We start from the raw sequence: 26,082 nt of genomic DNA on the forward strand, positions 1-26,082 counted from the left end.
CGGCGACCCGTATCGGTGCCAGGGCCGGGTGACGCGTTCACCGTTGCTTCACCGTGGCCCGCTCGAAGGAAGCCCGAGGCGCCGGGGCCGGCGATGTGAGGGTTCTTCAGGGGTCCAAGGCCGTTCGTGAGAAGCCCGAGGCGTCGCGGTGGGGGATGGCGAGGTTCCTCAGGGGCCACGGCCGTTCGTAGCGCGGGCCCGAGGCGCCGGCGCCGGCGACGCAGGCGGCCGGCGGCGAAGATCCGCGGCCGGAGTGGTGCGCGGACCGGGGGGTCCGCGTGGGACCCTTGGACGGTGCATCGTGAAACCGCCGACTCGCCGTTCATCCGTGCCTGCCGCAGGCAGCCCGTGCCGCACACCCCTGTCTGGTACATGCGGCAGGCGGGCCGCTCGCTGCCGGAGTACCGCGCCGTGCGGTCCGGTGTGCCGATGCTCACGGCGTGCGCCACACCCGACCTGATCGTCGAGGTCACGATGCAGCCGGTGCGGCGGTACGGCGTGGACGCGGCGATCTTCTTCAGCGACATCGTCGTGCCGCTGAAGGCCATCGGGGTGGACCTCGACATCGTGCCGGGGGTCGGTCCCGTCGTGGCCGCGCCGATCCGTGACGCCGCCGCGCTCGGGGCCCTGCGTCCCCTGGAGCCGGGGGACGTGCCGTACGTCACCGAGGCCGTGCAGGCCCTGGTCAAGGAGCTCGGCGCCACTCCGCTGATCGGGTTCGCCGGAGCGCCGTTCACGCTGGCGTCCTACCTCATCGAGGGCGGGCCGTCCAAGAACCACGACCACACCAAGGCCATGATGTACGGCGAGCCGGAGCTGTGGCACGACCTCATGGACCGGCTCACCACGATCACCCTGGCCTACCTGCGGCTGCAGGCCGAGGCCGGGGCCTCGGCGCTGCAGCTCTTCGACTCCTGGGTGGGGGCCGTGGCGCCGGCCGACTACCGCGAGTTCGTCTTCCCCCACACCAGCCGGATCTTCGAGGGGCTCGCCGACCTCGGTGTGCCGCGCGTCCACTTCGGTGTCGGCACGGGGGAGTTGCTGCCGCTGATGGCCGAGGCCGGGGCCGACGTCGTCGGGGTCGACTGGCGGGTCCCGCTGAGCGAGGCGGCCCGCCGGGTGGGGCCCGGCAAGGCGCTGCAGGGCAACCTCGACCCCGCGATCCTGCTGGCACCCTGGGACGTGGTGGAACGCCGCGCACGCGCCGTGCTGGCCGAGGGACGCGCCGCCGAGGGCCACGTCTTCAACCTCGGCCACGGCGTCCTCCCCGCCACCGACCCCGAGATCCTCACCCGCCTGACCCGCCTCGTCCAGGAGACCACCGCCTGAGCTCGCCGCGGGAACCGGCCCGGCGGTACGCCACGATGGACGACCACAGGTGGTCTCGCGTCCGCGGCACCCGACTCCACCTGAGCGTCACATGATCGACGGCTGATCCGGCCGTCCTATTCCTCTCGCTTTTCCGGGACGACGGTCTCTGCCGGCGCGGAGGCCGCGAGCGCGGGGGTGCGCGCGGGACGGACGCGGCGGATCGCGCGGTAGAGCAGCCACAGCACGGCCAGGGGGATCAGCCAGGGAAGGATGACGCCGAGCACGGTCAGAGTGACCTTGGTGGTGGCCACCAGGGCCCGCCAGCCGGCCTTGAGGCCGCCGAGGAAGCCGGCCGGTTCGGGGTCGCGGGGCTTGGCGATGACGGCGGCCGGGCCGACCAGGCGCAGCGTCAAGGTCGCGGCGCTCGTCTGCGCGGCCAGCACCTTCTGGCGGGCCTGCAGCGACTCCAGGTCGGCCTCCCTGTCGCTGATCTGCCGCTCCACCTGGAGGACCTCGCCGATGGTCTTGGCGCGGCCGAGCAGCGTCCTGAGCTGCTCCAGCGCGGCCTTGGCGGACGCGAGGCGGCTCTCGACGTCGGCGACCTGCTCGGTGACGTCCTCGGTGCTCTGGGTCAGCGACTCGCGTCTGCCGAGCTCCTTGCCGAGGCGGCCGAGCACACCGGGATACGCCGGAGGCGGGACCTTGAAGACCAGCGTGGCGCCGGCCTCCTTGCCGAACGACGAGGACTCCTCACGGTCCAGGCGTCCCCCCGCGCCGGTGACGATCTGCTTGGCCGTCTCGGCGGCGCCGGCGACGTCCTTGGCGCGGACCGTCAGCTCGCCGGTGTAGATGATCGCGCGGTCGTCGGGGGCGAGCTTCGGCTCGTCCTTCTTGGCGGGGGTGACGCCACGCGCGTCCCGTCCCGCCGCGGCGCGGCCCTGATCGGCGTCGCCGGTGTACAGCTCGGCGGCGGGGGCCGGCGCGGCGTCGGCCGCGCCGCCGCCGGCGGAGGACGCGGGAGCCTCCGACGCGCCACCGCCGCAGCCGGCGAGAGTCGTGAGAACGACGGCTGATAAGGCCGCGACCAGGACGCGGCCTCGTGATCTGCTCATGCCTTCTTGACGTCACCGGCCGGTCGCCGGTTTGACGGGTCGCGTCACAATGGCGTCACGGTATCCCCGGCGCCGTCCACAGCGACCCCGTGCGCGGCGCGGAGCGCGGACCCGGCCGGGTAACGTCGGGGACATGGAAGGGACTCGGCGTCATGTCGTGGTCGTCGGCGGAGGCATCGCCGGGCTGGCCGCGGCGTGGCACATCGGCCACGGCGACCACACCGGCGGTGACGTCCGGGTCACGGTGCTCGAAGGTTCGGCCGCGGTCGGCGGCAAGCTGCGCGTGTCCGAGGTCGCGGGCCTGCCTGTGGACGAAGGCGCGGAAGCCATGATCGCTCGCCGGCCCGAGGGCAAGGAGCTGGCCCGCCTCACCGGTCTCGGCGGCGACCTCGTGCATCCCGCGCGGGTCCCCGCGTCCGTGCTGAGCAGGGGTTCGCTGCGGCCGATGCCGAAGGGCCAGGTCATGGGGGTGCCGTCCGACCTCGGCGCGCTCGGCCGCTCCGGCGTGCTGTCCCCGGCGGGCCTCGCCAGAGTGCCGCTCGACCTCGTGCTTCCCGCCACCCTCATCACCTCCGACGTCTCCGTGGCGGCCTACATCAGGGCCAGGGTGGGGAGCGAGGTCGTCGAGCGGCTGGTGGAGCCGCTGCTCGGCGGGGTGTACGCGGGCCGCGCCGACCAGCTCTCCCTGGACGCCACGCTGCCTCACATCGCGACCGCGGCCCGCACCGAGCGGTCGCTGGTGCGCGCCGCGCGCGCCATCGCGGCCGGCACGCCGCAGGACGCCGGGCCGGTGTTCACGACCCTGCGCGGCGGCATGGGCCGCCTGCCCGAGGCGGTCGCGTCGTCGTCCGGCGCCGAGGTGCGCACCGGCGTGATGGTGCGTGAGCTGGCCCGCACCCCCGGCGGCTGGCGCCTGGTGACGGGCCCCACCCGTGACCCCGAGGTCATCGAGGCGGACGCCGTGGTCGTGGCGGTGCCGGCCCCCGCGGCGGCCCGGCTGCTCGCGGCCGAGGTGCCGAAGGCCGCGGCCGAGCTGTCCCGCGTCGAGTACGCGAGCATGGCGATCGTCACGCTGGCCTATCCCATGGACGCGTTCCCGCAGGTCCCCTCCGGCAGCGGCTACCTGGTGCCGCCGGTCGAGGGCCGCGCGGTCAAGGCGGTCACGTTCAGCACGGCCAAGTGGCCCCACCTGGCCGACGCCGACCCCGGGGTGTTCGTGCTGCGCTGCTCGATCGGCCGCCTCGGCGAGGAGTTCCTGCTCCAGCGGGACGACGACGAGCTGGTGGCGCTCGCCATGGCCGAGACGGCCGAGATCACCGGCGTGCGCGGCCTGCCGCTCGGCACCCGCGTGACCCGCTGGGGTGGCGCGCTGCCGCAGTACGAGGTGGGTCACCTCGACCGCGTGGCCCGCGTGCGCGCCGCCGTGGCCGTACAGCCCGGCCTCGCCGTCTGCGGCGCCGCCTACGACGGCCTCGGCATCCCGGCCTGCGTCGCCACGGCCCGCACCGCCGCCGCGGCCGTGCTCGCGTACCTGCGCGACCTCGGTGACGAGGAGCCCGGCGGACGCCACGAGGATCACGCGGCCAGCCGCTGACCCCGGCGGCCGGAGCGACCGGCCGGCGCGGTTGGATGGGACAGGACGGAACGCGCGGACGCGGTCCGGTGAGTGGAGGCGGAGCGGTGAGCGGTCCGGTCGGTGAAGGTGCAGCCGTGAGCGGTCCGGTGGACGAAGGTGAAGCGGTGAGCGGTCCGGTGAGTGGAGGAGGAGCGGTGAGTGAGGAGGCGGCGGTGAGCACGGCGGAGCAGGGTGCGGCGGTGCGGCGGGAGCGGCCCAAGGCGCGTGACCTCAATCAGGTGATCCGGTACACCATGTGGTCGGTGTTCCGGGTGCGCGAGGCGCTGCCGGCGGACCGTGAGACCGTGAGCCACGAGGTCGAGAGCGTGCTGGCCCAGGCCGAGAGCAAGGACGTCGTCACGCGGGGGGTGTACGAGGTGGCGGGGTTCCGCGCGGACGCCGACTACATGTTCTGGTGGCACGCGCCGACCCCGGACGATCTGCAGGAGGTCTACGGCAGGTTCCGGCGTACGGCCCTCGGCCGGGCCTGCGAGCCGGTGTGGTCGGTCATGGCGCTGCACCGGCCGGCCGAGTTCAACAAGTCCCACATCCCGGCGTTCCTCGCCGACGAGGAGGCCCGCGGGTACGTCAGCGTGTACCCGTTCGTCCGTTCCCTGGAGTGGTACCTGCTGGACGACGCCGAGCGGCGCGCGATGCTGGCCGAGCACGGCAGGCTGGCCCGTGACTACCCCGACGTGCGGGCCAACACCGTGGCGTCGTTCGCGTTGAACGATTTCGAGTGGATCCTCGCGTTCGAGGCCGACGAGATGCACCGCATCGTGGACCTCATGCGGCACCTGCGCGCCTCGGAGGCCCGGCGCCACACCCGCGTGGAGATCCCGTTCTACGCCGGCACGCGCAAGCCGCTGGCCGAGCTGGTCGCCGCACTCCCGTAGGCCTGACACCTCGAAACCGGGCATAAATTGCGATATTTCACATGCATCACTAAAGCCGCCTCTTCCCCTCTTTCTTGGAATAACCTCCGTCGCGCCGCAGGGTTTGCGATACTCGGTGAAATTCCCAGGTCGAGGTGAGCGCGGGTTGAGCAGGGGCACGGACGTGGCCCGTTCCAGGCACGGGGGACGGCACAGGCGGCGCCGGTCGTGGCCGGCGACGGTCCTACAGGTTTTCACCGGGGTGGCCGCGCTGACGGTGGCCGCACTGGCAGTGATCATGATGATGCGGCCCGCGGGTGGCCCGCCGGCGTCCGCCGCGGCGCCGCCGTCTCTTCCCGCGGCGGTCCCCACCGCCGCCGCGCCTGACGGCGACGGACCCGAGGTGACCGCCGCCGACGCCGGCGGCGGCAAGGCCAAGAAGAAGAAAAAGGACCCCGGCGACACCGCGTCCGGCCCGTCGAAGCACACCGACGCCGGCGCCGTGGACTACTTCAAGAGCCGCTGGACGGCCGACAAGTCGGTGAAACGCATCACCGACATCCGCACCGTCGGCAAGTACCTGCGCATCTACACCGACCTGCCGGCGTCCAAGCGCAACTCCAAGGCCGCGATCGACCTGTGCAAACGCGGCATGGAGTACCTCGTGCAGGAGGTCGGCGACAGTAACCCGGTGGTCTTCGTGCAGGCCGAGTTCGGCGACAACGGCAACCCGGTCCTCGCCAACATCCTCGGCGGCTCCGACCGCTCCTGCCGCTTCACCTCCCCGGCCCCCGGCAAGTGACGGAGGCCGCCGCGGCGGCTCAGGAAGGCGGTCCGAAACGATGCGGTCCCGCGTCCCTGGCGCGGGGGTCGGTCCCCGGACCCACGGACGCACGGCCGGTGGGGGAGTGGAGCGGCCCGGCCGACTCGCGGTGGGTCGGGGTGCCGGGCGGCGGGTCGGGGCGGCGCACGCGTACGCGGATCTTGCCGCACACCTCGCAACGTTGAGTCACCACCCGGCCGATGGCCTCGATGGTCTTCCACCTGTGGCGTAAATGCACGCGTCCCCCGTACAAGGACGGTCAAGGGTACGGACGGCGGGTGCGGCGCTCGCCGTTCTTTCTACCCCGTCCGGGGAGACGCATGCGTGCCGGCGGGACTCAGGCGGGATCGAGCCGCAGCGAGATCGAGTTGATGCAGTACCGGTCGTCGGTGGGGGTCGGGTAGCCCTCGCCGTGGAAGACGTGGCCGAGGTGGGAGTCGCAGCGCGCGCAGCGGACCTCGACGCGGACCATGCCGTGGGAACGGTCCTCGATCAGGGTCACGGCGTCGGACTGCGACGGCTCGAAGAACGACGGCCAGCCGCAGTGCGACTCGAACTTGGTGTCGGACCTGAACAACTCGGCGCCGCAGGCCCGGCAGCAGTACACGCCGGCCGTCTTGGTGTCGACGTACTCCCCGGTGAACGCGCGCTCGGTACCCGCCTCGCGCAGCACGTGGAACTCCTCGGGGGAGAGCTCCACACGCCACTCGGCATCGCTCTTGACGACCTTCTCCATACCCCCAGCCTATGCGGCCCGGCCGTGTTCGTGTCGGTGCCGAAGGGTACCGTCGTTGGCATGCCGTCGCCGTACATCGAGCTGGACGCCGGGGGAAGGACCGTCAAGGTCACCAATCCGGACAAGATCTATTTCCCGGCCATCGGGGCCACCAAGCGCGAGCTCGTCGAGTACTACGTCGCCGTCGGCGAAGGCGCGCTGCGGGCCCTGCGTGACCGGCCGACCTACCTCAAGCGCCACCCGGACGGCGTGCTCACCGACGCCATCTACCAGAAGCGCATGCCGCCGAAGCACCCCGACTGGCTGGAGACGGTCACGATCCGCTTCCCGAGCGGCCGCAGCGCCGACGCGCTGCGGGTGACCGAGGTGGCGGCCATCGCCTACTGCGCCAACCTCGGCACCATCGACTTCCACCCGTGGCCCACCCGCGCAGACGACGTCGAGCATCCCGACGAGCTGCGCATCGACATCGACCCGCAGCCCGGCACCGGCTTCGACCAGGCCCGCGAGGTGGCGTACGCCGTGCGCGACCTGCTCGGCGAGCTCGGCATGCGCGGCTTCCCGAAGACGTCAGGCAACCGCGGCATCCATGTGAACGTGCGCATCGAGCGCCGCTGGACCTTCACCGAGGTGCGGTACGCCGCCATCGCGTTCGCGCGCGAGGTGGAGCGCCGCGTCCCCGAGATAGCCACCACGGCGTGGTGGAAGGAAGAACGCGGCGAGAAGGTCTTCATCGACTACAACCAGAACGCGCGCGACCGCACCGTGGCGAGCGCCTACTCCGTGCGGGCCCGGCCGGAGGCCCCGGTCTCCACCCCGGTCACCTGGGACGAGCTTCCCGCCGTGGACCCCGCGGCCTTCGACATCCGCACCGTGCCGGCGCGTTTCGCCGAGCTCGGCGACCTGCACCGCGAGATCGACGACGAGGCCTACTCCATCGAGTCCCTGCTCGGCCTGTACTCCGACGACGGCCGAGGCGACATGCCGTACCCCCCCAACTATCCGAAGATGCCAGGCGAGCCGCGGCGGGTGCAGCCGAGCAAGGCGCGCACCGGCGACCCGGCGGACTAGACCCGGCGGGCTGGACCCGGCGGGCTGGATGCGGCGGTCTAGCCGAGGACGACGTCCGCCAGTGTCGCGTAGTCGGTGACGGGGTCGGCGTTGGGTGCGTGCAGGACCTGCAGGGCCACGTGGTCGGCGCCGGCCTCCAGGTGGGCCCGCACCCCGCGCCGCACCAGCGCCGGCGGGCCGTGCAGCACCAGCGCGTCCACGAGGCGGTCGCTGCCAGGCGCGGAGAGGTCGTCGTCGGTGAAGCCGAGCCTGCGCAGGTTGGCCGCGTAGTTGCGCAGCCCGAGGTAGGGCCGCAGCGCGCGCCGTGCGAGTTCGCGTGCCGCCACGGGGTCCTCCGACAGCACGACCTTCTGCTCGGGAGCGAGCAGCGGCCCGGGGCCGAGGATCTTGCGCGCCTGCCGGGTGTGCTCGGGGGTCGTCAGGTACGGGTGCGCGCCTGCGGTGCGTTCACCGGCGAGCCGCAGCACCTTGGGCCCGAGCGCGGCGAGCACCCGGCGTTCGCGCGGCACGCCGCACTCGTCGAGGGTGTCGAGGTAGCGCCGCAGCGCCGTGTACGGCGCGGCGAACTCCTTGGTGGCCTCCGGGTGGCCGGCGCCGACGCCGAGCAGGAAACGGCCGGGGACCGACCGTTCGACGCGGTGGAAGGACGTGGCGACCTGCCGTGCGCCTGCCGTCCAGATGTTCACGATGCCGGTCGCCACAGTGATCTTGGAGGTGGCCTCCAGAACCTGCTCGGGGATCTCCAGCTCGCCTGCGGGTGACCCACCGATCCAGAGCGCGCCGTACCCGAGCCGTTCCACCGATGCGGCGAGGTCGGCGGTGAGTGTGGCTCCGTTGCGCCACACCCCGATCTCCCCGAGTGTCGGAGTGGTCATCGCCGCCTGTCCCTTCCAGGTGCGCGGCTCCCGCGCGGAACCGTCTCCCGTGGCCGTTATTCATCCGTTACCGTCCGAGCCTGCCATCCGGCCCCGCCGAGGGCAACGACGCCGCGCGCACGGTCACGAGCACGGTCACGAGCACGGACGCACAGGCACGTGCACAGGCACGTGCACAGGCACGCGCTCGGTCACGCGGCCGGTCACTTGGCGTCGTCGCGTCCCATGAGTCCCACGGCTCCGGCGCCGACGTCGGCCTGCAGCGACATGGTGGCCGCGGCCCTGCGCACCGCGCCGACCGGCACGGTGGGGACCAGGCGGTCGAGGAACGCATACCGGCGGGCCACCGATTCGATGTAGGCGCCGCTGTGGCCGGCCGCGGCCCGCACGCCGTGCCACCAGTCGGCGATGTCCCCCCACCCCGGCGCGGCGAGCGAGCCGCCGAACTGCTGCACGGCCAGTGCCGAGCACACCCCGGCGAACGCCAGCCGGTCGGCCAGCGGCCATCCCGACAGCGTGCCGAGCACCAGGCCCGCGCCGAACACGTCACCGGCGCCGGTGGGGTCGAGTGCGGTGACCCGCAGCGCGGGGACGTACGCCTCCTCGCCGGTGGTGGAGTCGATGGCCATGGCGCCGTTGGCCCCGTCGGTCACCACGGCGAGCGGCACCCGGTCGGCCAGTTCGTACAGCGCCTCACGCGGGGTGTCGGTGCCGGTGTACGCCATCGCCTCCACACCGTTCGGCATGAACGCGTGGCAGACGGCGAGCTGGTCGAGCACCGAGGCCGACCACGCCTCCGACGGGTCCCACCCGACGTCGGCGAACACCAGCGCGCCCTCCTCGGCGGCGAGATCGGCCCACGTAGGAGAGTCGCGGTCGCCGAGCGGCTCCTCGGCCGACAGCGGCGCGATCACGGCACGGCAGCGCGGCGGCCGGCCGATCATCTCGGTGGCCGTCATGGGGGCCGGGTGGCCGTGGGTGACCATGCTGCGGTCGCGGTCCACCGCCATGGAGACCGTCACCGGGGAGTGCCAGTGCTTGAATCGGCGGGACCTGGACAGGTTCACCGACTCCTGGTCACGCAGGATGCGCCAGTTGAAGTCGGCGTAGTCGTCGTCGCCGAACGCCGCGGCCATCGAGGTGCGCAGGCCGAGACGGCTGGAGGCGATGGCGAGGTTGGCGATGCCGCCGGGACACGAGCCCATGCCGTCGGCCCACACCTCGGTGCCGGCCGCCGGCATCGCCTGGAGGCCGGTGAAGATGATGTCCAGGAAGACGGTGCCGGCGGTGAACACGTCGAACTCCGGCGCGTCCGGTCCGCGCTGATCGGCCAGCGGGTCGTAGCCCTGGAGAGACACTGACGACGGGTCCTCCGCTCGACGGTAGCGATGTGCGCACTCTTGCACGTTCCGGTCGTCCATATCAAGAGGTCACCAACCGTGAGTGCGCGATTCTGCTCGGTTGTGCGCGCATGTGACTGCTACGATCCTTTCGTGCTCCAGCACCTCCGGCATGCCGAGATCACCCGCCGGGTGCGCCGCGCGGGTGCGACCAGCGTGCGCGACCTGGCCGTCCAGTTGGGGGTCAGCCCCTCCACGATCCGGCGCGATCTCGAGCTCCTCGGCAGGGACGGCACGCTCACCCGCGTGCGCGGCGGCGCGCTCGCCAGCCCCGACGCCGACGTCGAGCGGCCGTTCGCCGAGGTGCTCGGTGTGGACGAGCAGGCCAAGGAGTCCGTGGCGGCCGCCGCTGCGGCCATGGTGGAGGACGGCGAGGTGCTGCTGCTCGACATCGGCACCACGACGGTCCGCCTCGCGCGCCACCTGGCGCGGCGCCGCGTCACCGTGGTCACCTCCAGCCTCGCCGTGCTCGACGTGCTGCGCGACGACCCCGTCGTCGAGGTGCTCCTGCTCGGTGGCCGGCTGCGCCGCGCCTACCACTCGCTGGTCGGCATGCTCACCGAGGAGGCGCTGCGCCAGGTGTGCGCCGACCGCCTGTTCCTCGGCGCGGGAGGCGTGCGGCCCGACGGCCAGGTGACCGACACCACGGTCGCCGAGGTCCCCCTGAAGCGCGCCATGATCACCGCGGCCCGCCAGGTGGTGCTTCTGGTCGACCGCAACAAGTTCCCCGGCACCGGCGCGCTGCGCGTCTGCGGCGCCGAGGACATCGACATGCTCGTCACCAACGAGGGGGCCGACCCCGCGACCCTGTCCGTCCTCACCGGCGCGGGGGTCTCGGTGGTGACGGCGTGATCACGGACGGGGGGAGCGCGGCGGTGGTGCGGCCGGCCGTTCTCGGCGGCGTACGTCTCGGTGGTGGCGGCGTACGTCTCGGTGGTGACGGTGCACGGCTCGGTGGTGACGGTGCACGGCTCGGTGGTGACGGTGTGAACGCGGGAGGGAGGCGGCCATGCGGCTGACCATTCTCGGCGGTGGCGGGTTCCGCGTGCCGCTGGTGTACGGCGCTCTGCTGCGCGGCACGTCCGCGCCGGTGGACGAGGTGGTGCTGTACGACGTGTCCGCCGAGCGGCTGGCGGCGGTGGGTCACGTCCTTGAGCAGCTCGCGGCCGGCCATCGCGCGCCGCCGAGGGTGCGGGTCACCACCGACCTCGACGACGCGCTGCGCAACGCGTCGTTCGTGTTCTCCGCGATCCGGGTCGGCGGGCTGCGCGGCCGTACCGCCGACGAGCGGGTCGCGCTCGACCTCGGGGTGCTCGGCCAGGAGACCGTCGGCCCCGGCGGCATCGCCTACGGCCTGCGCACCGTCCCGGTGGCGCTGCGCATGGCGGTGCGCATCGCCACGGTGGCCCCGCGCGCCTGGGTGATCAACTTCACCAACCCCGCCGGCCTGATCACCGAGGCGATGCGCCGTGTCCTCGGCGACCGCGTGATCGGCATCTGTGACTCGCCGGTCGGGTTGATCCGCCGCGCCGCGCACGCGCTCGGCCTCGACCCCACCCGCGTGGCCCCCGACTACGTCGGCCTCAACCACCTCGGGTGGTTACGCGGCCTGACCTACGACGGCCGTGACGTGCTGCCCGACCTGCTGGCCGACGACGCCGCGCTCAAAGGCGTCGAGGAGGCCCGCCTGTTCGGCCCCGGCTGGGTGCGTTCCCTCGGCGCGCTGCCGAACGAGTACCTGTACTACTACGACTTCACCCGCGAGGCCGTCGCCACCATCGGCGCCGCACCCGAGACCCGCGGCGAGGCCCTGCTGCGCCAGCAGGAGCGTTTCTACGCGAGCGTGCGCCGCGACCCCTCGCAGGCGCTCGCCGAGTGGCGCCGCACCCGCAAGGAGCGCGACGCGTCCTACATGGCCGAGACCCGCGAGTCGGCGCACGCGGGTGAGCGCGACCACGCCGACCTGGAGGCCGACGGGTACGAAGGCGTGGCCCTGGCCCTCATGACCGCGCTCGGCCATGGTGGCACCCCCGCCACAATGATCCTCAACGTGCGCAACGGCACCGCCGTCCCCGGCCTGCCTCCCGACGCCGTGGTCGAGGTCCCCTGCCTGGTCGACGCCGGCGGCGTGCGTCCCCTGTCCACCCGGCCGCTCCCCGGCCGTTTCCTCGGCCTGGTCCAGCAGGTCAAGGCCGCCGAGCAGCTCACCATCGAGGCCGCCGTGACCGGCTCGGCCGACCTCGCGATCCACGCCTTCGCCACCCATCCGTTGGTCGACTCGGTGACCACGGCCCGCCACCTGCTGGACAACTACCGCACCCGCCTGCCGTCCCTCGCCACCCTGCTCCCCGGTCACCACTAGCCACGGGGTTCGCGCCGGTCTGGTCCGCCGGTCCACGGTCCGCCGGTCACACGGTCCGCCGGTCACACGGTCCGCCGGTCACACGGTCCGCCGGTCACACGGTCCGCCGGTCACACGGTCCGCCGGTCACACGGTCCGCGAGTCACACGGTCACGTCGATCATGCCGGTCACACGGCGACGCGCCGTCCCTTCCGGTGGGGACGGCGCGACCGCGACGGTGGCCAGGTCAGGCCATGGCGCCGGCGAGCCAGGTGGTCCAGGTGCTCTCGGCGGTGGCCTGGTCGACGTCGGCGAAGACGTGGTGGCCGGTCATGAGCATGCCGCCGCCGCCGACGAAGCGCAGCAGCGCGTCATCGGTGCGGATGCCGAGGAAGCCCTGGTCCACCGCAGTGTCGACCACGCCGGTGACCGTGCGGCCGTCGATGGTGAACGTCACCGGGTCACCCTCCTGGGGGTCCTTGCTGAGGCCGAGCGCGGCGGTGACGGCGGTCCACGCGGTGTCCTGGTCGGGCTGAGGGGGGCCGAACGCGGCCACCGGAACGGCGGTGCGGCCGGGGAAGTGCCTGAGGTACAGCGCGAGAGTGCGCAGGTAGAGCGGGTTGCCCTTCTTCAGCGCGTCGTACTGCTCCTCCCAGTCGTCACCGAGGATGCCGCTGTGCACCAGCCGCAGCGCGGTGGCCGAACCCTCGCGGGCCTCGATGAGGTACTCGAACGCCATGAACGTGCCGTCCTCGGCCGGGGTGCCCTTGTAGGCGAAACGGCGGCCGGGCTCCCAGGCGGTGACCGTCGAGGTGGCGGTGAAGCCCGGCATCTCCATGCGGCCGGCACCGCCGACGCCGGGCTCGACCTCGTTGCGGCCCATGAACCACGAGTCGATGCCGGGGCCGGTGGCGATGGCGTCCCAGACCTGCTCGGGGGTGGCCTCGAGCTCGATGTCATGGGTGAGCTGGAATTCGTGCGACATCTTCAGGACTCCTCGTCATCGGTGGCGGCGGTCCGCGCCTGCGGGGAAACATCGGCCGCGGTGCTCTGCGCCTGCGGGGAAACGCTCGGATAGAGGGCGACGACGACGCGGTGGTCGCGGCCGCCGGGGGTGTTCTCGTCGTGGTAGCGGCTCACCAGCGCGGTGACCGCCGCGGTCAGGTCCCGCGCGAAGGCCGCGCGGTCGGCCGCCGAGGCGAACCGCACCGTGCCGTCGAGCGCGAACGTCGCGACCGGCTTGCCGGCCCGCGCGCCGCCGGTGATGAGCTGGCCGACCTCTTTGACCATGCGGGCCGCGACGGCGAGCAGCCACCGCGCCGACAGCCGGTCGGGTGAGCGCTCGGGGTCGGGCTGCACCGTGGCCAGCGCGACCGGCGAGATCACGTACGAGGCCGCGGTGGCCCGCATCACCCGCTCGTTGACATTGCCCTTGCGCCGCTCCTCCACCAGCTCGACGAGCCCGTGGGCCTCCAGGGTCTTGAGGTGGTAGTTCACCTTCTGCCTGGGAAGCCCGACGATCGCCGCCAGGCTGGTCGCGGAGTGGGGCTCGGCCAGCAGCCCGAGCAGCCGCGACCGGATCGGGTCGAGCGCGACCTCCGCGGCCGCGGCCTCTTCGATGACTCCCACTTCGAACATGCCTCAACGGTAGCTGCCGACAATCATGTCTGTCAAGACAAAAATAATTGTCGGAGGGGATGCGTCTGGAGACGGCGACCGTGGCACACCGTCCCGGAACCAGCACATAGGAGCGTGTGTGCGGTCGGCCGGTCTCCGGACAACTCTCCGGCCTTTGCCTGCGGGGCCGGCGGGTCGGTGGAGATCGTGGAGGGTTGGGTGAGGGCCGGCAGATGGAGTGAGGGCCGACGCGGCGCCTGTGGATCGGTGGGCCGCGGGAGTCCTTGGGTCGGCGTTCAGGGGATGGAGCGCGGTGTCTCTTCGCAAGATGTCAGTTTGTGCTGACACGGAACAGGTGTCAGCTTATGCTGACACGTATGAGAACGGCATCGGAACTCGCCGACGCCGCCGACGGACAGGATCCGGCGGCCGGGCTCGCCGCGGTCGCCGCGTTGCGGCGGCTGCTCGAAGAGCTTGAGGCGGTGCATGTCAGTGCGGCGCGAGCCCAGGGGTGGTCCTGGGAGGAGATCGCCGCGGCGCTCGGGGTGCGGCGGCAGTCGGCGCACCGCAAGCACGCGCGCCGCGTGGATCAGGGGTGGATCGAGACTTCGAGGAGCGCACAGTGACCATGTTCCGGCGGTACACCGCGTCGGCGCACCGCGCCATGGCCCGCGCGGGCCTGCTCAGCCTGGAGGCGGGCCGCACCGTCCTGGACGAGGACGCGGTGCTGCTCGCGCTCGCCGAGACCCGGCCGTTCGAAGGGCCGCTCGGTGAGTTCTCCCTGGACGCCGAGGCGGTCCGCGTGTCGGTCGTCCCACCGGGGGAGGGGGAGTCGCTCGCCGCGCTCGGCATCGACACCGGCCGGGTGCGGCGGCGCATGGCCGGACTGTTCCCGGTGGACGACCCGGCGCACTGGCACCTGCGCCGCTCCACCGTCCGGCCGCTGCGGGTCACCCTCTACGGCCCCGTCGGGGAACTCGTCCTCACCGCGAGGGCCCGCAAGGTCGTCGAGGTCGCCGCGCACCACGGCGGCACGGTCGTCACCGGCGAGGACCTGCTGCGCGGCCTGCTCGCCGACGGCCGCAACCGCTCGATCTCCCTGCTGCGCCACCACGGCGTCCCCCTGCACCCCCTCGCCGCGGCGCTCGGGCTCACGTCCCGCGCCGCGTGACGGTCAGCGGGCCAGGATGTCGTCCAGGTTGTAGTCCATGGGGCTTTCGAGCTGCGCGTAGGTGCAGGACTCCGGGGTGCGGTCCAGGCGGTAGTGGCGGAACTGGGCCGTGTGGCGGAAGCGGTTGCCTTCCATGTGGTCGTAGGCGACCTCGATGACCAGCTCGGGACGCAGGGGGATGAACGACAGGTCCTTGGTGGCGTTCCAGCGGGAGATGGCGCCTGGCATGCGTTGCGTCGTGCCTTCGGTCTGGGTCATCCAGCCGGCCCAGGGGTGCGCGGACAGGTCGTCGAGGAGGTACGGCTTGAGCTCCTCGACCAGCTCGGCGCGGCGCTTCATGGGGAAGGACGCCGAGACGCCGACGTGGTGGAGCACGCCGGCGTCGTCGTAGAGGCCGAGCAGCAGGGAGCCGACGACGGGACCCGACTTGTGCTCGCGGTAGCCGCAGACCACGACGTCGGCGGTGCGCTCGTGCTTGACCTTGAACATCGTGCGCTTGTCCGGCTCGTACGGCTTGTCGGTGGGTTTGACGATGATGCCGTCCAGCCCGGCGCCTTCGAACATCTCGAACCACTCACGGGCCCGTTCGTCCACGTCGGTGACCGGGGTCAGCCGCACCCGGTCACCGGCCCCCGCCATGGCGTCCACCAGACGGGCCCTGCGCTCACCGAACGGCGTCTCCATCAGGTCGAGGTCGCCGACGGCGAGCAGGTCGAAGCCGATGAACGAGGCGGGTGTCTGCTCCGACAGCAGCAGCACCCGGGACTTGGCCGGGTGGATGCGCTGCTGCAACGTGTCGAAGTCCAGCGCCTGGCCCTTGCGGACCACGATCTCGCCGTCCACGACGCAGCGCTCGGGAAGCTCGCGCCGCACCGCCTCGACCAGCTCGGGGAAGTACCGGGTGAACGGCCGCTCGTTGCGGCTGCCGAGGTACACCTCGTCGCCGTCGCGGAACACGATGCACCGGAAACCATCCCATTTGGGCTCGTACAGCAGGTTCCCGTCCTGCGGCGGCAGCGCCTTGATCGCTTTGGCGAGCATGGGGGCCACCGGCGGCCGGACCGGGAGGTTCATCTCCGGCGGCTGCTCGGGCTGCGGTGCGGGACGGCTCATCGGGGCTCCCGGGTGTACTTGCAGAACAGGAAACCGTCCTGTTCGAGGACGTGGGCCAGGGTCAGCGGGGTGAGCGACGGCGGTCCGTCGAGCACGCGGGCCGCCTGGCCGCCGATCAGCCTCGGGCTGACCGTGAGGCACAGCTCGTCCACGAGACCCGCCGCCGCGAGCTGCGCGTTGATCCGCGGCCCGCCTTCGCACAGCACCCGGCCGAGGCCACGCTCACGCAACGCGGCCAGCGCGCGCGCCGGGTCCACCCGGTCGCAGCCGGCCACGACGACGTCGGCCACCTCGGCGGCCCGCCGCCTGAGGGCCTCAGGCGCGGACTCGGTGGTGATCACGATGGTGGGGACGGCGGCCTCGGTGAACAGGGGAGAGGCGAGGTCCAGAGCCAGCCGGCCGCTGATCACCGCGATCGGCGGCGCCGGCGGCCGTCCCGCGCGCAGCGGCCCCCACGAGGCGCGGGGCCGCGCGGGGCCGTACCCCTCGGCCCGCACGGTGGCCGCACCGGCGAGCACCACGTCGGCGAGGCCGCGCAGCACCCCGAACACCCGCCGGTCGCCTTCGCCGGACAGCCCTCCGGACAGGCCCTCGACCGCGATGCCGCCGTCGGCGCTCGCGACCATGTTGAGCCGCAGCCACCGCTCACCCGGATAGGCGTAGGCGGCGGCCAGGTCGACATCGCCGGCCGGCCCGGGATGGATGCGTCGCACGCCATCTACCTTGGCACAGACGCACCCCGAGCCCCAGCCGGGGTAGCCGCTCGGCGCAGAGCCGGGGAACAGCGGACACGCCTTCCGGGCCGCGTGACCGGACGCGGGCCGCGCGCTGCCTGGGCCGCGCGTTCCGGACGCGGGCCGCGCGCCGTCAGAGCCGTGCGGTGGAGCTCAGCACCCGCATGGAGCGGCTCGCGATCTGGACCGCGGTGCCGGGCCCGGCGACCCCCTCCGGCGCGACGGCGGGCCACGCCTCGTCCTCGGCGGTGTCGAGCACCTGCCGCCAGCCCGGTGCGAACGCGGCGCCTGGCAGGGTGAACGTGATCGGCTCGTGGTGCGCGTTGACCAGCAGCAGGAACGAGTCGTCCACGATGCGCTCGCCGCGCGGGCCGGGCTCGACGATCGCCTCGCCGTTCAGGAACACCCCCATCGCCTTGCCGAACCCGCTGTGCCAGTCGCTGGAGGTCATCTCCTTACCGGACGGCGTGAGCCACACGATGTCGCGCACGTCCCCCTCGTGCACCCGGCCCTGGAAGAACCTGCGCCGCCGGAACACCGGATGCGCCTTGCGGAACCGCGCGAGACCCCGCACGAACGACAGCAGGTCGGCCTCGGTGCGCAGCATCGACCAGTCGACGTACGACACGTCGTTGTCCTGGCAGTACGCGTTGTTGTTGCCGCCTTGCGTGCGGCCGATCTCGTCGCCGTGCAGCAGCATCGGCACCCCCTGCGACACGAACAGCGTGGTCAGGAAGTTGCGGCGCTGCCGGCGGCGCAGCGCCACGATCGCCGGGTCCTCCACCGGGCCCTCGGCGCCGCAGTTCCACGAACGGTTGTCGTCGGTGCCGTCGCGGTTGTCCTCGCCGTTGGCCGTGTTGTGCTTGTGGTCGTAGGACACCAGGTCGGTGAGCGTGAACCCGTCGTGGCAGGTCGGGAAGTTGATGGACGCGACCGGCCGGCGGCCGCTGGTGGCGTACAGGTCGGAGGAGCCGGTGAGGCGGGAGGCGAACTCCGGCAGCACCGACGAGCTGCCGCGCCAGAAGTCGCGCACGCTGTCGCGGTACTTGCCGTTCCACTCGGTCCACAGCGGCGGGAAGTTGCCGACCTGGTAGCCGCCGGGCCCGACGTCCCACGGCTCGGCGATGAGCTTGACCTGCGAGATCACCGGGTCCTGCTGGATCAGGTCGAAGAACGCCGACAGCCGGTCCACGTCGTGCAGCTCACGTGCCAGCGCGGCGGCGAGGTCGAACCGGAAGCCGTCGACGTGCATCTCCAGCACCCAGTACCGCAGCGAGTCCATGATGAGCTGGAGCGCGTGGGGGGAACGGACGTTGAGCGAGTTGCCGCAGCCGGTGTAGTCGAGCAGCAGGTGCCGGTCGGCGTCGAGCAGCCGGTAGTACGCGGCGTTGTCGATGCCGCGGTACGCCAGCGTCGGCCCCATGTGGTCACCCTCGGCGGTGTGGTTGTACACCACGTCGAGGATCACCTCGATGCCGGCCTCGTGCAGGGCCTTCACCATGGCCTTGAACTCGGTCACCTGCTCGCCGCGCTGTCCCGAGCTGGAGTAGGTGTTGTGCGGCGCCAGGAAGGCGATGGTGTTGTAGCCCCAGTAGTTGGTGAGGCCCCGCGCGACCATGGCGTGCTCCGGCACGAACTGGTGCACCGGCATCAGCTCGACGGCGGTCACGCCGAGGGCCTGCAGGTGGTCGACCACCGCGGGGTGCGCGAGGCCCGCGTAGGTGCCGCGCTGGTGCTCGGGGACGTCGGGGTGGCGCATGGTGAGCCCGCGCACGTGGGCCTCGTAGATCACGGTCTGGTGGTACGGCGTGCGCGGCGGCCGGTCGTCGGCCCAGTCGAAGAACGGGTTGACCACGACGTTCTTCGGCATGAACGGCGCGCTGTCGTCGGTGTTGCGCTTGGCGGGGTCGGTGATCTGGTAGGAGAACAGCGACCGGTCCCACCGGACCTCGCCCTCCACGGCCTTGGCGTAGGGGTCGAGCAGCAGCTTGCCGGGGTCGCAGCGGTGGCCGCGCGCCGGGTCGTACGGCCCGTGCACGCGGTAGCCGTACCGCTGGCCGGGGCCGACGCCGGGCAGGTAGCCGTGCCAGACGAAGCCGTCGACCTCCGGCAGCGCGACGCGGGTCTCGTGACCCTTGTCGTCGAACAGGCAGAGCTCGACCCGCTCGGCGACCTCGGAGAAGAGCGCGAAGCTCGTCCCCCTGCCGTCCCAGCTCGCGCCGAGGGGATACGGCTCTCCTGGCCATACCTCACGCATGTAGCCTCATCGTGGTCGTGGAACGGTCCGCGGTGCCCGATCCCGTGGCTTGTGTCCCTTTCATAACCTGGTACCCGGCCGCTTCTCCACCGGTCCCACGTGAGGCTCCATTGCCGTGGACCGGGACGTCCGTGTCCTGGCGCTACTGTCGATGGTAGGGCCGGTGGCCCGATTTACCAGATCTTTCGCCGCCAGTGGTCCGCTGATCACGTCACGTCGAACCACCTGAACCAGCAGGAACCAGACACGAACCGGCCCCCGGCGGCTGTGCCGCACGAGGGCCGCGGGGTTCGTGCTCCGATCGGCGTCAGGCCAGTTCGGCGTTCAGCGAGATCGTGGTGCCGGCGAGGGCCTTGCTGACCGGGCAGTTGGCCTTGGCGGTCTCGGCGGCCTTCTGGAAGTCGTCGGCCGAGATGCCGGGGACGTCCGCGCGCACCGACAGCACGATGCCGGTGATGCCCTCACCCGGCTGGAACGTCACGTCGGCCCTGGTCTCCACCGACTGCGGCGGGGTGCCGGCCTGCGCGAGGCCGTGGGACAGGGCCATGGAGAAGCAGGAGGAGTGCGCCGCCGCGATGAGCTCCTCGGGGCTGGTCTTGCCGTTCGCCTGCTCGGCGCGCGAGGGCCAGGACACGTCGAACGCGCCGACCCCCGAGCTGTCGAGCGAGACCACGCCTGAGCCGTCGAGCAGCGCGCCGTTCCACTGCGTGGTGGCGGTACGAGTAGTCGCCATCGCGACCATCCTTCCGAAGCTGGATCCGTTACATGCCGAACCTACACGCGCGCCTGGTGCGCTCGGTGCTCGGCACGGACAAGATCCTCCACCTCGGCCCGCAGCCCGGCGAAGGCCGCCGAGCGCTTCAGCTCCAGCGTGCGTTCCGCGGGAAGGTCCACGGTCAGGTCCTTGGCGATCCTGCCGGGGTCGCAGGACAGCACCAGCACCCGGCCGCCGAGGAACACGGCCTCCTCCACGTCGTGCGTCACCATGATCACGGTGGTGGGCTCGTCCCGCCACACCTGGCGCACGAAGACCTGCATGTCCTCCTTGGTCTGCACGTCGAGCGCGCCGAACGGCTCGTCGAGCAGCAGCACGCGCGGCGAGCAGGCCAGAGCGCGCGCGATCGCGACCCGCTGCCGCTGGCCGCCGGACAGCATGCCGGGCAGCGCCGCCGCCTTGCCGGTCAGCCCGACCTCCGAAAGCAGCCGCGCCACCCGCGCGTCGCGTTCCCCGCGCGGCACGCCGAGGGCCTCCAGGCCGAACGCGACGTTGCGCGCGACGCTGCGCCACGGGTACAGCGTGTCGGTCTGGAACACCAGGCCCCGCTCGGGCCCGGGCCCGGTGACCTCGGCGCCGTCCAGCAGCACCCGGCCGGTGGTGGGCCTGGTCAGGCCGGCGACCAGGGAGAGCAGCGTCGACTTGCCCGAGCCGCTGGCGCCGACCACGCACACGAACTCGCCGGCGGCCACGGTCAGGTCCAGATCGGCGAGCACGGGCCGTCCCGGCGTGAACTCCTTGCCGACCGCGTCCAGTCGCAGCGTCACACCGACCACCGTCCCACGCGTGCGCGCAGCAGGCGCAGCGTCACGTCGATGGTGAGGCCGATCAGCCCGATCACCACGAGGATCGCGAAGATCTTGTCGGTCTGCAGGAACCGCTGGGCCCGCGTGATGCGGTACCCGAGCCCGGAGGTGGCCGCGATCAGCTCGGCCACCACCACGAAGTTCCACGCCGCCGCGGCGTTCACCCGCATCGCGTCGATCATGCCGGGGAGCGCGTACGGGAACACGACCCTCGCGGCGACCCGCGCGGGCCGCGCGCCGAGCGTCGCCGACACCTCAAGCAGGCGCCGGGGGACCCGCCGCACCGCGTCCGCCGTCATCAAGGTGTTGAAGAACACCACGCCGAGCACGAGCAGCGCCACCTTGGACGCCTCGCCGATGCCGAGCCAGATGATCAGCAACGGGATGAAGGCCGAGGCCGGCAGGTACCGCAGCAGCCCGATCACCGGCTCGAGCAGGGCCTGCGCCGCCGGCAGCGCACCCATCGTGAAGCCGAGCGGCACCGAGACGAGCACCGCCAGCACGAACCCGAGCCCGATGCGGCCGAGGCTCGCGCCGAGGTCGGACCACAGCTCGCCGCTCGCCGCCATTCCGGCGCCGGCCTCCCACACCGCGGCGGGGGACGGCAGGAAGTCGGGGTCCACCGCGCCGCTCGCGCTCAGCGCCGTCCAGGCGGCCAGCGGGACGGCCATCGACGCGGCGCGCAGCGTCCAGGCGAGCGGCGCGGACACCTCGCCGTGCAGGAGGCGCACGCGCCGCGTACGCGGCGGCGCGACCGGCGGCGCGTCCACCACGGCCCCCGCGCTCACGGCTGTACCGCCATGACGAACTTCGGTTCCAGCAGCCCGTCCAGCGGCGGCGCGGCGTCCACGAGCTTGCTCGCGACCAGGAAGTCGGAGATCTGCTTGGCGCGGGCCGGCAGCTCATCGGAGAACGCCGTGCGGTTCTGCTCCAGCGTGAAGATCGTCGTGCCCTTGTCGTAGGTCTCGTAGTCCGCGACGCTCACCCCGGCCCGCTTCGCCATGATCTCAAGCGCCTTCTCACGGTTGGCCGAGATCCACGCCACCGTGTCGAACCACGTCTTCACCAGGGCCTGCACCCCCTTGGCGTCCCGGTCCAGCAGCTTCTTGTTCACCACCAGGTGGTCGGGGATCGCGCCGGGGAAGTCGGCGGACGTCGCGATCGGCGCGCTGCCGGGCCGCTTCAGCGCGGTCGTGGTGAACGGCGCGAACACCCCGACCGCGTCCACGCGTCCCGCGACGAAGGCCGCGGCGGCGGCGTCGGTCGGCAGCGGCTGGAACGTCACGTCGGCCTCGGTGAGCCCGGCCTTCTCCAGAGCGAGCAGCAGCAGATAGTGGTCCACGGTTCCCTGCTCGGCCGCCACCGTCATGCCTTTGAGGCCGGCGACCGACGTCACGCCTTCCTTGGCGATGATCTGGTCGTTGCCGGTGGAGTTGTCGTTGACCAGCACGACGGTCTCCTCGGCGCCGCCGGCCACCGAGGCGAGGGTGTCGTTGAGCGTCTGGCTGTTGGCGTCGATGTTGCCGGTGGCCAGCGCGTTCAGGCTGTCGGTGTAGGAGTCGAAGTACTTCAGCTCCACCTGCACGCCGTTCTTGGCGAACAGTCCCTGTTCCTGCGCGACCTGCCAGGGGAACCAGCCGGGCCAGGCGCTGAAACCCAGCGTGATCTTCGGGGTGGCGCCGCCGGACGGCTCGGCGGGTTCCTGGCCGGCGCCGGCGCAGCCCGTGGTGAGGGCGAGCAGGACGGCGGCCGGGAGGATGAGGCGACGGAACATCACTTCGCTCCCCTTTCGGGAGTGTCGTGCGGGGGCTGCGCGGAGCGCTTCGGCAGGTGGCCGGACCGGACCAGGCACCCGAGGGTGTCGCAGATGACCCGGGTGGCGATGAGTGCGGTGATCTCGGCGTTGTCGTACGGCGGCGCGCACTCGACGACCTCGATGCCGGCGAGGGGACGCGCGTCCGCGATGAGCTGGATGAACTTCAGCACCTCACGCGGCAGGAACCCGCCGGGTTCGGGCCAGCCGGTGCCGGGGACGAACGCCGCGTCCAGGCAGTCCACGTCGAACGACAGCCACACCGCCTCCGCGCCGTCCCAGGCGACCTCCAGCGCGCGCTCGGCGGCGGCCTCGATCCCCATCTCGACGCAGTCGGTGACCGTCATGATCGTGGTGCCGCGCTCGCGGCCCACCTTGACGCCGGGCCGGGGGGCCTGCCAGCCGCCGATGCCGATCTGCACGAGGTTCTTCGGCGGCACGTTCGGGATGTCGGTCGCGTGGAACCACGGCGTGGTGTGCATGCGCTCGTCGAGGTCGGTCTCCTGGGTGTCCACGTGCCGGTCGAAGTGGATGATGCCGACGTTGCCTTGAACGTGCTCGGCGACCCCGCGCACCGTCGGATAGCCGATGGAATGATCCCCACCGAGCACCACAGGGAACGCGCCGCTGGCGTACACGTGCGAGACGGCCTTGCTGATCTGGTCGAACGTCTTCTCGATGTTGGCCGGGATGGTGAACACGTCGCCGAGGTCGGCGATGGTGATCGACTCGCGCAGGTCCACCCCGAGCTCGAAGCTGTACGGCCCGTACAGCGCCGAGATCTTGCGGATGCCCTGCGGCCCGAACCGCGTCCCCGACCGGTAGGTCGTGCCGCCGTCGAACGGCGCGCCGAGCACCGCCACGTCGTACTCGCCGCACCGCCGCACGTCCTCGACGTACGGCGCCTTGAGGAACGTGTTGATGCCGGCGAAGTGCGGCAGCTCGCCTCTGGAGAAGGTCGGGATGGTCTTGTCGACGATGGAGTCGGCCCCCGGCAGCCCCATCTCCAGGCCGCGTTCGATCTCGCGCCGGTGCATGGTGAGCGGCAGCTCCGCCTCACGCTCCACGGCGTACCGGGCCTCGGGTCCATAGTGATCGTGAAGGTGACCCACGGCACTCCCTCTCGGAAAATGCCTCACACAGGAGGCAGCCGACATGACTGTCTCCCGGGTTTTTGTCCCGCCGTGGAACGGCTCTCCCCTCAGGGGGGGAGGCCGCCTGCACCTCTCGGACCAGCCCCTCGCGCCGCCGAGGACGGAACCCTAGATGCGCCTCATCCGCTGGGGGATGAGTCCCCTTCATGACAGCGCCGCGCTGTTTCCACGGGGTTTCCGCCTCGTAGCGGATCGGTGACGTGACGTCTCACGCCGTCCCCGCCACCCCGGGAACCGCTCGCCGGCCGGTCTCCACCGGTGAGCCGGATAGATCATCGGTCGCAGACATCGGGTGGCTCTCGCGAACCAGCGAATCGTGGTCGACACGCCACCGGAAAGTTTCAGTAGGCACTCGAAATGGTCGACGAGAACAGCCACCGGACCAGCGCAGAAAGAGGCCGTCTGTGACAGGGTTACTTAACTCTTGACTTAGTTTGGACCGGCGTCTATAGTCCGCGAAGTTGACAAGATTTCCCGAAACTTTCTGACGACTCGTTGTGTGATCGTTCCACTGATTCATGGGATGTCTTCGTGCCTCGCCACGCGAGGGGACCCACGACGGCCGATGACACGGAAGGCGCGAGGATGACCGCAACCGGGACGGCCGGCCCGGCACCGGACACCCGGGATCGGCGCGAGCCCGAGCCACGTCCCGCGCGCCGGAGCCGTCCCCCGGACCGCACCTGGCGCCAGGCGATCCGCCGCGACTGGCGGCTGTACTCCCTCGCGGTCCTGCCGCTGCTCTTCTTCCTGGTCTTCCGCTACCTGCCGATGATCGGCAACGTCATCGCGTTCCGGAAGTTCGTGCCAGGCGGCAGCGTGCTCGGCGAGGAGTGGGCCGGCCTGCGCTACGTGCGCATGTTCTGGAGCGACCCGACGTTCTGGCACGTGTTCACCAACACGCTGATCCTCGGCGCTCTCACACTGCTGTTCTGCTTCCCCCTGCCGATCGTGCTCGCGCTGATGATCAACGAGGTGCGGCACCGGCCGCTCAAGCGGTTCGTCCAGTCGGTGTCCTACCTGCCGCACTTCCTGTCGATGGTGGTCGTGGCGGGCCTGGTCTTCGAGCTGCTCTCGGTGGACGGGCCGGTCAACCAGATCCTTCGGGCCGCCGGGGACGACCCGATCGCGTTCCTGCAGGAACCCGGGTGGTTCCGCGCGATCTACGTCTCCTCCGAGGTGTGGCAGACCGTCGGCTGGGGGACGATCCTCTATCTCGCGGCGCTCACCACGATCGACGACCAGCTCTACGAGGCGGCCAGGATCGACGGCGCCGGCCGGTGGCGCCAGACCTGGCACGTGACCCTGCCGGGGATACGGCCCACGGCGGTCACCTTGCTCATCCTGAACATCGGCGCGTTCATGGCGGTCGGGTTCGAGAAGATCCTGCTGCTGTACAACCCCCTGACGTACCCCACGGCCGACGTGATCACCACGTACCTGTACCGCATCGGCCTGCTGTCCAACAGCTTCAGCTACGCCGCCGCGATCGGCCTGTTCGAGGCGGTCGTCGGCCTGATCCTGGTGTTCACGGCCAACCTGATCTCGCGCCGTTCCGTCGGGACGAGCCTGTGGTGACCGTGGACCCCGGCCGGCGCGTCTTCCGGGCCGTCAACGCCGTCGTGCTCGGCCTCGTCGTGATCGTCACGCTGTACCCGTTCGTCAACATCCTCGCGCGCTCACTGAGCGACGAGAACGCCATCCGGTCCGGCGAGGTCAACCTCGTCCCCCGCGGGTTCACGCTCAGGACGTACGAGTTCGTCATCTCCGACGTGACGTTCTGGACGAACTACCGCAACACCGTGGTCTACACGGTCGTCGCCACCGTGATCGCGATGGTCATGACCACCTGCTACGCCTACGTGCTGTCCAAGAAGCACCTGAAGGGCCGCAAGGTCCTCATCGGCGTCGCCGTCTTCACGATGTTCTTCTCCGGCGGGCTGATCCCCAACTACGTCCTCGTCACGAGCCTCGGCCTGAAGGACTCCATCTGGGCCATCGTCCTGCCGAACGCCGTCAACGTCTTCAACCTGCTGATCATGAAGACGTTCTTCGAGAACCTGCCGGTCGAGCTGGAGGAGGCCGCGGCGATCGACGGCATGAGCACCTACGGCATCCTGCTGCGCATCGTGCTGCCGCTGTCGAAGGCGGTGATCGCCACGATGACGCTCTTCTACGCCGTCGCCTTCTGGAACTCGTGGTTCGCCGCGTTCCTCTACATGAGCCAGAACGACCTGTTCCCGGTGACCGTCTACCTGCGCAACCTCATCGCCGGCGCCACCACGGCGACGTCCGTCGGCGCCGACGCCGGCGACATGACGGTGGCCGCCAACATCAAGGCGGTGACGATCGTCCTCACGGTCATCCCCATCCTCGCGATCTACCCCTTCGTCCAGCGGTACTTCGTCCGCGGAGTCATGCTCGGCGCGGTCAAGGGATGACGATCCACAAGCCCAGGCGCTGCACCCCCCGACTGTCCGAG

Annotated in this window: 25 protein-coding genes and 1 riboswitch; of the genes, 11 read left to right on the forward strand and 14 right to left on the reverse strand. The window is 71.5% G+C overall.

Going from position 1 to position 26,082, the window contains the following annotated elements; genetic code table 11:
* The first annotated feature begins 294 nt into the window (after nucleotides 1-294).
* A complete protein-coding gene (hemE, locus tag BJ992_RS11215) occupies nucleotides 295-1,329 on the forward strand; it encodes a uroporphyrinogen decarboxylase (RefSeq protein WP_184980168.1) in 1,035 nt (344 codons plus the stop codon).
* A 116-nt stretch (nucleotides 1,330-1,445) separates the two neighbouring features.
* On the opposite strand, the gene BJ992_RS11220 is transcribed toward hemE, so the two are convergent.
* Nucleotides 1,446-2,423 carry a DUF4349 domain-containing protein gene (locus BJ992_RS11220; RefSeq protein ID WP_184980169.1) on the reverse strand — a complete coding sequence of 326 codons (978 nt, stop codon included), beginning with the start codon at nucleotides 2,421-2,423 and terminating at the stop codon, nucleotides 1,446-1,448.
* Nucleotides 2,424-2,556: 133 nt separating this feature from the next.
* On the opposite strand from BJ992_RS11220, the gene hemG reads away from it, so the two are divergent.
* The 3 genes from hemG (at nucleotide 2,557) to BJ992_RS11235 (ending at nucleotide 5,715) form a co-directional block, all read left to right on the forward strand.
* Nucleotides 2,557-4,017, forward strand: a complete 1,461-nt coding sequence (hemG, locus tag BJ992_RS11225) for a protoporphyrinogen oxidase (protein WP_184980171.1) — start codon at nucleotides 2,557-2,559, stop codon at nucleotides 4,015-4,017.
* Between the two features lie 176 nt (nucleotides 4,018-4,193).
* Entirely contained in the window at nucleotides 4,194-4,934 is a 741-nt protein-coding gene (gene hemQ / locus BJ992_RS11230; RefSeq protein ID WP_425503654.1) for a hydrogen peroxide-dependent heme synthase, read from the forward strand.
* A gap of 145 nt (nucleotides 4,935-5,079) precedes the next feature.
* Nucleotides 5,080-5,715 carry a hypothetical protein gene (locus BJ992_RS11235; RefSeq protein ID WP_184980173.1) on the forward strand — a complete coding sequence of 212 codons (636 nt, stop codon included), beginning with the start codon at nucleotides 5,080-5,082 and terminating at the stop codon, nucleotides 5,713-5,715.
* A 358-nt stretch (nucleotides 5,716-6,073) separates the two neighbouring features.
* Here BJ992_RS11235 and msrB read toward each other — a convergent pair whose 3' ends face one another.
* A complete protein-coding gene (msrB, locus tag BJ992_RS11240) occupies nucleotides 6,074-6,472 on the reverse strand; it encodes a peptide-methionine (R)-S-oxide reductase MsrB (RefSeq protein ID WP_184980175.1) in 399 nt (132 codons plus the stop codon).
* 60 nt (nucleotides 6,473-6,532) lie between these two features.
* Between msrB and ligD the strand changes: the two genes are divergently transcribed.
* Complete coding sequence (gene ligD, locus BJ992_RS11245) at nucleotides 6,533-7,543, forward strand: non-homologous end-joining DNA ligase (RefSeq protein WP_184980177.1); 1,011 nt, start codon at nucleotides 6,533-6,535, stop codon at nucleotides 7,541-7,543.
* 38 nt (nucleotides 7,544-7,581) lie between these two features.
* On the opposite strand, the gene BJ992_RS11250 is transcribed toward ligD, so the two are convergent.
* Together BJ992_RS11250 and BJ992_RS11255 are read right to left on the reverse strand one after the other, a co-directional pair.
* Nucleotides 7,582-8,418, reverse strand: a complete 837-nt coding sequence (locus BJ992_RS11250) for an LLM class F420-dependent oxidoreductase (protein ID WP_184980179.1) — start codon at nucleotides 8,416-8,418, stop codon at nucleotides 7,582-7,584.
* A 203-nt stretch (nucleotides 8,419-8,621) separates the two neighbouring features.
* Nucleotides 8,622-9,776 (reverse strand): PfkB family carbohydrate kinase, encoded by a 1,155-nt coding sequence (locus BJ992_RS11255; protein ID WP_343072611.1) that lies wholly within the window; start codon nucleotides 9,774-9,776, stop codon nucleotides 8,622-8,624.
* Nucleotides 9,777-9,911: 135 nt separating this feature from the next.
* Here BJ992_RS11255 and BJ992_RS11260 point away from each other — a divergent pair, with 135 nt between their 5' ends.
* Together BJ992_RS11260 and BJ992_RS11265 are read left to right on the forward strand one after the other, a co-directional pair.
* Entirely contained in the window at nucleotides 9,912-10,670 is a 759-nt protein-coding gene (locus BJ992_RS11260; RefSeq protein WP_343072612.1) for a DeoR/GlpR family DNA-binding transcription regulator, read from the forward strand.
* A 157-nt stretch (nucleotides 10,671-10,827) separates the two neighbouring features.
* Nucleotides 10,828-12,180: a 6-phospho-beta-glucosidase gene (locus tag BJ992_RS11265; protein ID WP_184980185.1), complete on the forward strand. Its 1,353-nt coding sequence runs from the start codon at nucleotides 10,828-10,830 to the stop codon at nucleotides 12,178-12,180.
* A 227-nt stretch (nucleotides 12,181-12,407) separates the two neighbouring features.
* Here the strand turns inward: BJ992_RS11265 and BJ992_RS11270 are convergent, their stop codons facing one another.
* A complete protein-coding gene (locus tag BJ992_RS11270) occupies nucleotides 12,408-13,145 on the reverse strand; it encodes an SRPBCC family protein (RefSeq protein ID WP_184980187.1) in 738 nt (245 codons plus the stop codon).
* Nucleotides 13,146-13,147: 2 nt separating this feature from the next.
* Nucleotides 13,148-13,798, reverse strand: a complete 651-nt coding sequence (locus tag BJ992_RS11275; RefSeq protein ID WP_184980189.1) for an ArsR/SmtB family transcription factor — start codon at nucleotides 13,796-13,798, stop codon at nucleotides 13,148-13,150.
* A 356-nt stretch (nucleotides 13,799-14,154) separates the two neighbouring features.
* Here BJ992_RS11275 and BJ992_RS11280 point away from each other — a divergent pair, with 356 nt between their 5' ends.
* Nucleotides 14,155-14,403 (forward strand): helix-turn-helix domain-containing protein, encoded by a 249-nt coding sequence (locus BJ992_RS11280; RefSeq protein WP_184980191.1) that lies wholly within the window; start codon nucleotides 14,155-14,157, stop codon nucleotides 14,401-14,403.
* Entirely contained in the window at nucleotides 14,400-14,948 is a 549-nt protein-coding gene (locus BJ992_RS11285) for a hypothetical protein (protein ID WP_184980193.1), read from the forward strand. Before BJ992_RS11280 ends, BJ992_RS11285 begins: the two co-directional genes overlap by 4 nt.
* A gap of 3 nt (nucleotides 14,949-14,951) precedes the next feature.
* On the opposite strand, the gene BJ992_RS11290 is transcribed toward BJ992_RS11285, so the two are convergent.
* The 8 genes from BJ992_RS11290 to BJ992_RS11325 all read right to left on the reverse strand — a co-directional run bounded on the left by BJ992_RS11290 (nucleotide 14,952) and on the right by BJ992_RS11325 (nucleotide 23,558).
* Complete coding sequence (locus BJ992_RS11290) at nucleotides 14,952-16,061, reverse strand: ATP-dependent DNA ligase (RefSeq protein WP_246496604.1); 1,110 nt, start codon at nucleotides 16,059-16,061, stop codon at nucleotides 14,952-14,954.
* Nucleotides 16,058-16,774 (reverse strand): dihydrofolate reductase family protein, encoded by a 717-nt coding sequence (locus BJ992_RS11295; RefSeq protein ID WP_184980195.1) that lies wholly within the window; start codon nucleotides 16,772-16,774, stop codon nucleotides 16,058-16,060. Before BJ992_RS11295 ends, BJ992_RS11290 begins: the two co-directional genes overlap by 4 nt.
* Before the next feature lie 154 nt (nucleotides 16,775-16,928).
* Nucleotides 16,929-19,052 carry a glycogen debranching protein GlgX gene (glgX, locus tag BJ992_RS11300; protein WP_184980197.1) on the reverse strand — a complete coding sequence of 708 codons (2,124 nt, stop codon included), beginning with the start codon at nucleotides 19,050-19,052 and terminating at the stop codon, nucleotides 16,929-16,931.
* A 307-nt stretch (nucleotides 19,053-19,359) separates the two neighbouring features.
* Nucleotides 19,360-19,785, reverse strand: coding sequence for an OsmC family protein (locus tag BJ992_RS11305; RefSeq protein WP_184980199.1), 426 nt, complete (start codon nucleotides 19,783-19,785; stop codon nucleotides 19,360-19,362).
* A gap of 41 nt (nucleotides 19,786-19,826) precedes the next feature.
* The gene (locus BJ992_RS11310; protein ID WP_184980201.1) at nucleotides 19,827-20,594 is read right to left on the reverse strand and encodes an ATP-binding cassette domain-containing protein; all 768 of its coding nucleotides are present in this window, start codon (nucleotides 20,592-20,594) and stop codon (nucleotides 19,827-19,829) included.
* Nucleotides 20,591-21,421 carry an ABC transporter permease subunit gene (locus BJ992_RS32775; RefSeq protein ID WP_221474766.1) on the reverse strand — a complete coding sequence of 277 codons (831 nt, stop codon included), beginning with the start codon at nucleotides 21,419-21,421 and terminating at the stop codon, nucleotides 20,591-20,593. The genes BJ992_RS11310 and BJ992_RS32775 overlap by 4 nt, the downstream gene beginning before the upstream one ends.
* The gene (locus BJ992_RS11320) at nucleotides 21,418-22,407 is read right to left on the reverse strand and encodes an ABC transporter substrate-binding protein (protein ID WP_184980203.1); all 990 of its coding nucleotides are present in this window, start codon (nucleotides 22,405-22,407) and stop codon (nucleotides 21,418-21,420) included. Before BJ992_RS11320 ends, BJ992_RS32775 begins: the two co-directional genes overlap by 4 nt.
* Entirely contained in the window at nucleotides 22,407-23,558 is a 1,152-nt protein-coding gene (locus BJ992_RS11325; RefSeq protein WP_184980205.1) for an arginase family protein, read from the reverse strand. The genes BJ992_RS11320 and BJ992_RS11325 overlap by 1 nt, the downstream gene beginning before the upstream one ends.
* A 49-nt stretch (nucleotides 23,559-23,607) precedes the next feature.
* Nucleotides 23,608-23,723, reverse strand: a riboswitch (guanidine-I (ykkC/yxkD leader).
* Nucleotides 23,724-24,185: 462 nt separating this feature from the next.
* Here BJ992_RS11325 and BJ992_RS11330 point away from each other — a divergent pair.
* Together BJ992_RS11330 and BJ992_RS11335 are read left to right on the forward strand one after the other, a co-directional pair.
* A complete protein-coding gene (locus BJ992_RS11330) occupies nucleotides 24,186-25,178 on the forward strand; it encodes an ABC transporter permease (protein ID WP_184980207.1) in 993 nt (330 codons plus the stop codon).
* Entirely contained in the window at nucleotides 25,175-26,041 is an 867-nt protein-coding gene (locus BJ992_RS11335) for an ABC transporter permease subunit (RefSeq protein ID WP_184980209.1), read from the forward strand. Before BJ992_RS11330 ends, BJ992_RS11335 begins: the two co-directional genes overlap by 4 nt.
* The last annotated feature ends 41 nt before the right edge of the window (nucleotides 26,042-26,082 follow it).

The sequence above is a fragment of the Sphaerisporangium rubeum genome, from assembly GCF_014207705.1.
GTDB lineage: Bacteria > Actinomycetota > Actinomycetes > Streptosporangiales > Streptosporangiaceae > Sphaerisporangium > Sphaerisporangium rubeum.

Coding starts and splice junctions, on each gene's coding strand:
- BJ992_RS11290 (WP_246496604.1), bottom strand. CDS start 16,061: ATGAGCCGTCCCGCACCGCAGCCCGAGCAGCCGCCGGAGATGAACCTC.
- BJ992_RS11220 (WP_184980169.1), bottom strand. CDS start 2,423: ATGAGCAGATCACGAGGCCGCGTCCTGGTCGCGGCCTTATCAGCCGTC.
- glgX (WP_184980197.1), bottom strand. CDS start 19,052: ATGCGTGAGGTATGGCCAGGAGAGCCGTATCCCCTCGGCGCGAGCTGG.
- BJ992_RS11305 (WP_184980199.1), bottom strand. CDS start 19,785: ATGGCGACTACTCGTACCGCCACCACGCAGTGGAACGGCGCGCTGCTC.
- BJ992_RS11265 (WP_184980185.1), top strand. CDS start 10,828: ATGCGGCTGACCATTCTCGGCGGTGGCGGGTTCCGCGTGCCGCTGGTG.
- BJ992_RS11320 (WP_184980203.1), bottom strand. CDS start 22,407: ATGTTCCGTCGCCTCATCCTCCCGGCCGCCGTCCTGCTCGCCCTCACC.
- ligD (WP_184980177.1), top strand. CDS start 6,533: ATGCCGTCGCCGTACATCGAGCTGGACGCCGGGGGAAGGACCGTCAAG.
- BJ992_RS11275 (WP_184980189.1), bottom strand. CDS start 13,798: ATGTTCGAAGTGGGAGTCATCGAAGAGGCCGCGGCCGCGGAGGTCGCG.
- BJ992_RS11250 (WP_184980179.1), bottom strand. CDS start 8,418: ATGACCACTCCGACACTCGGGGAGATCGGGGTGTGGCGCAACGGAGCC.
- BJ992_RS11270 (WP_184980187.1), bottom strand. CDS start 13,145: ATGTCGCACGAATTCCAGCTCACCCATGACATCGAGCTCGAGGCCACC.
- hemG (WP_184980171.1), top strand. CDS start 2,557: ATGGAAGGGACTCGGCGTCATGTCGTGGTCGTCGGCGGAGGCATCGCC.
- BJ992_RS11280 (WP_184980191.1), top strand. CDS start 14,155: ATGAGAACGGCATCGGAACTCGCCGACGCCGCCGACGGACAGGATCCG.
- BJ992_RS11330 (WP_184980207.1), top strand. CDS start 24,186: ATGACCGCAACCGGGACGGCCGGCCCGGCACCGGACACCCGGGATCGG.
- msrB (WP_184980175.1), bottom strand. CDS start 6,472: ATGGAGAAGGTCGTCAAGAGCGATGCCGAGTGGCGTGTGGAGCTCTCC.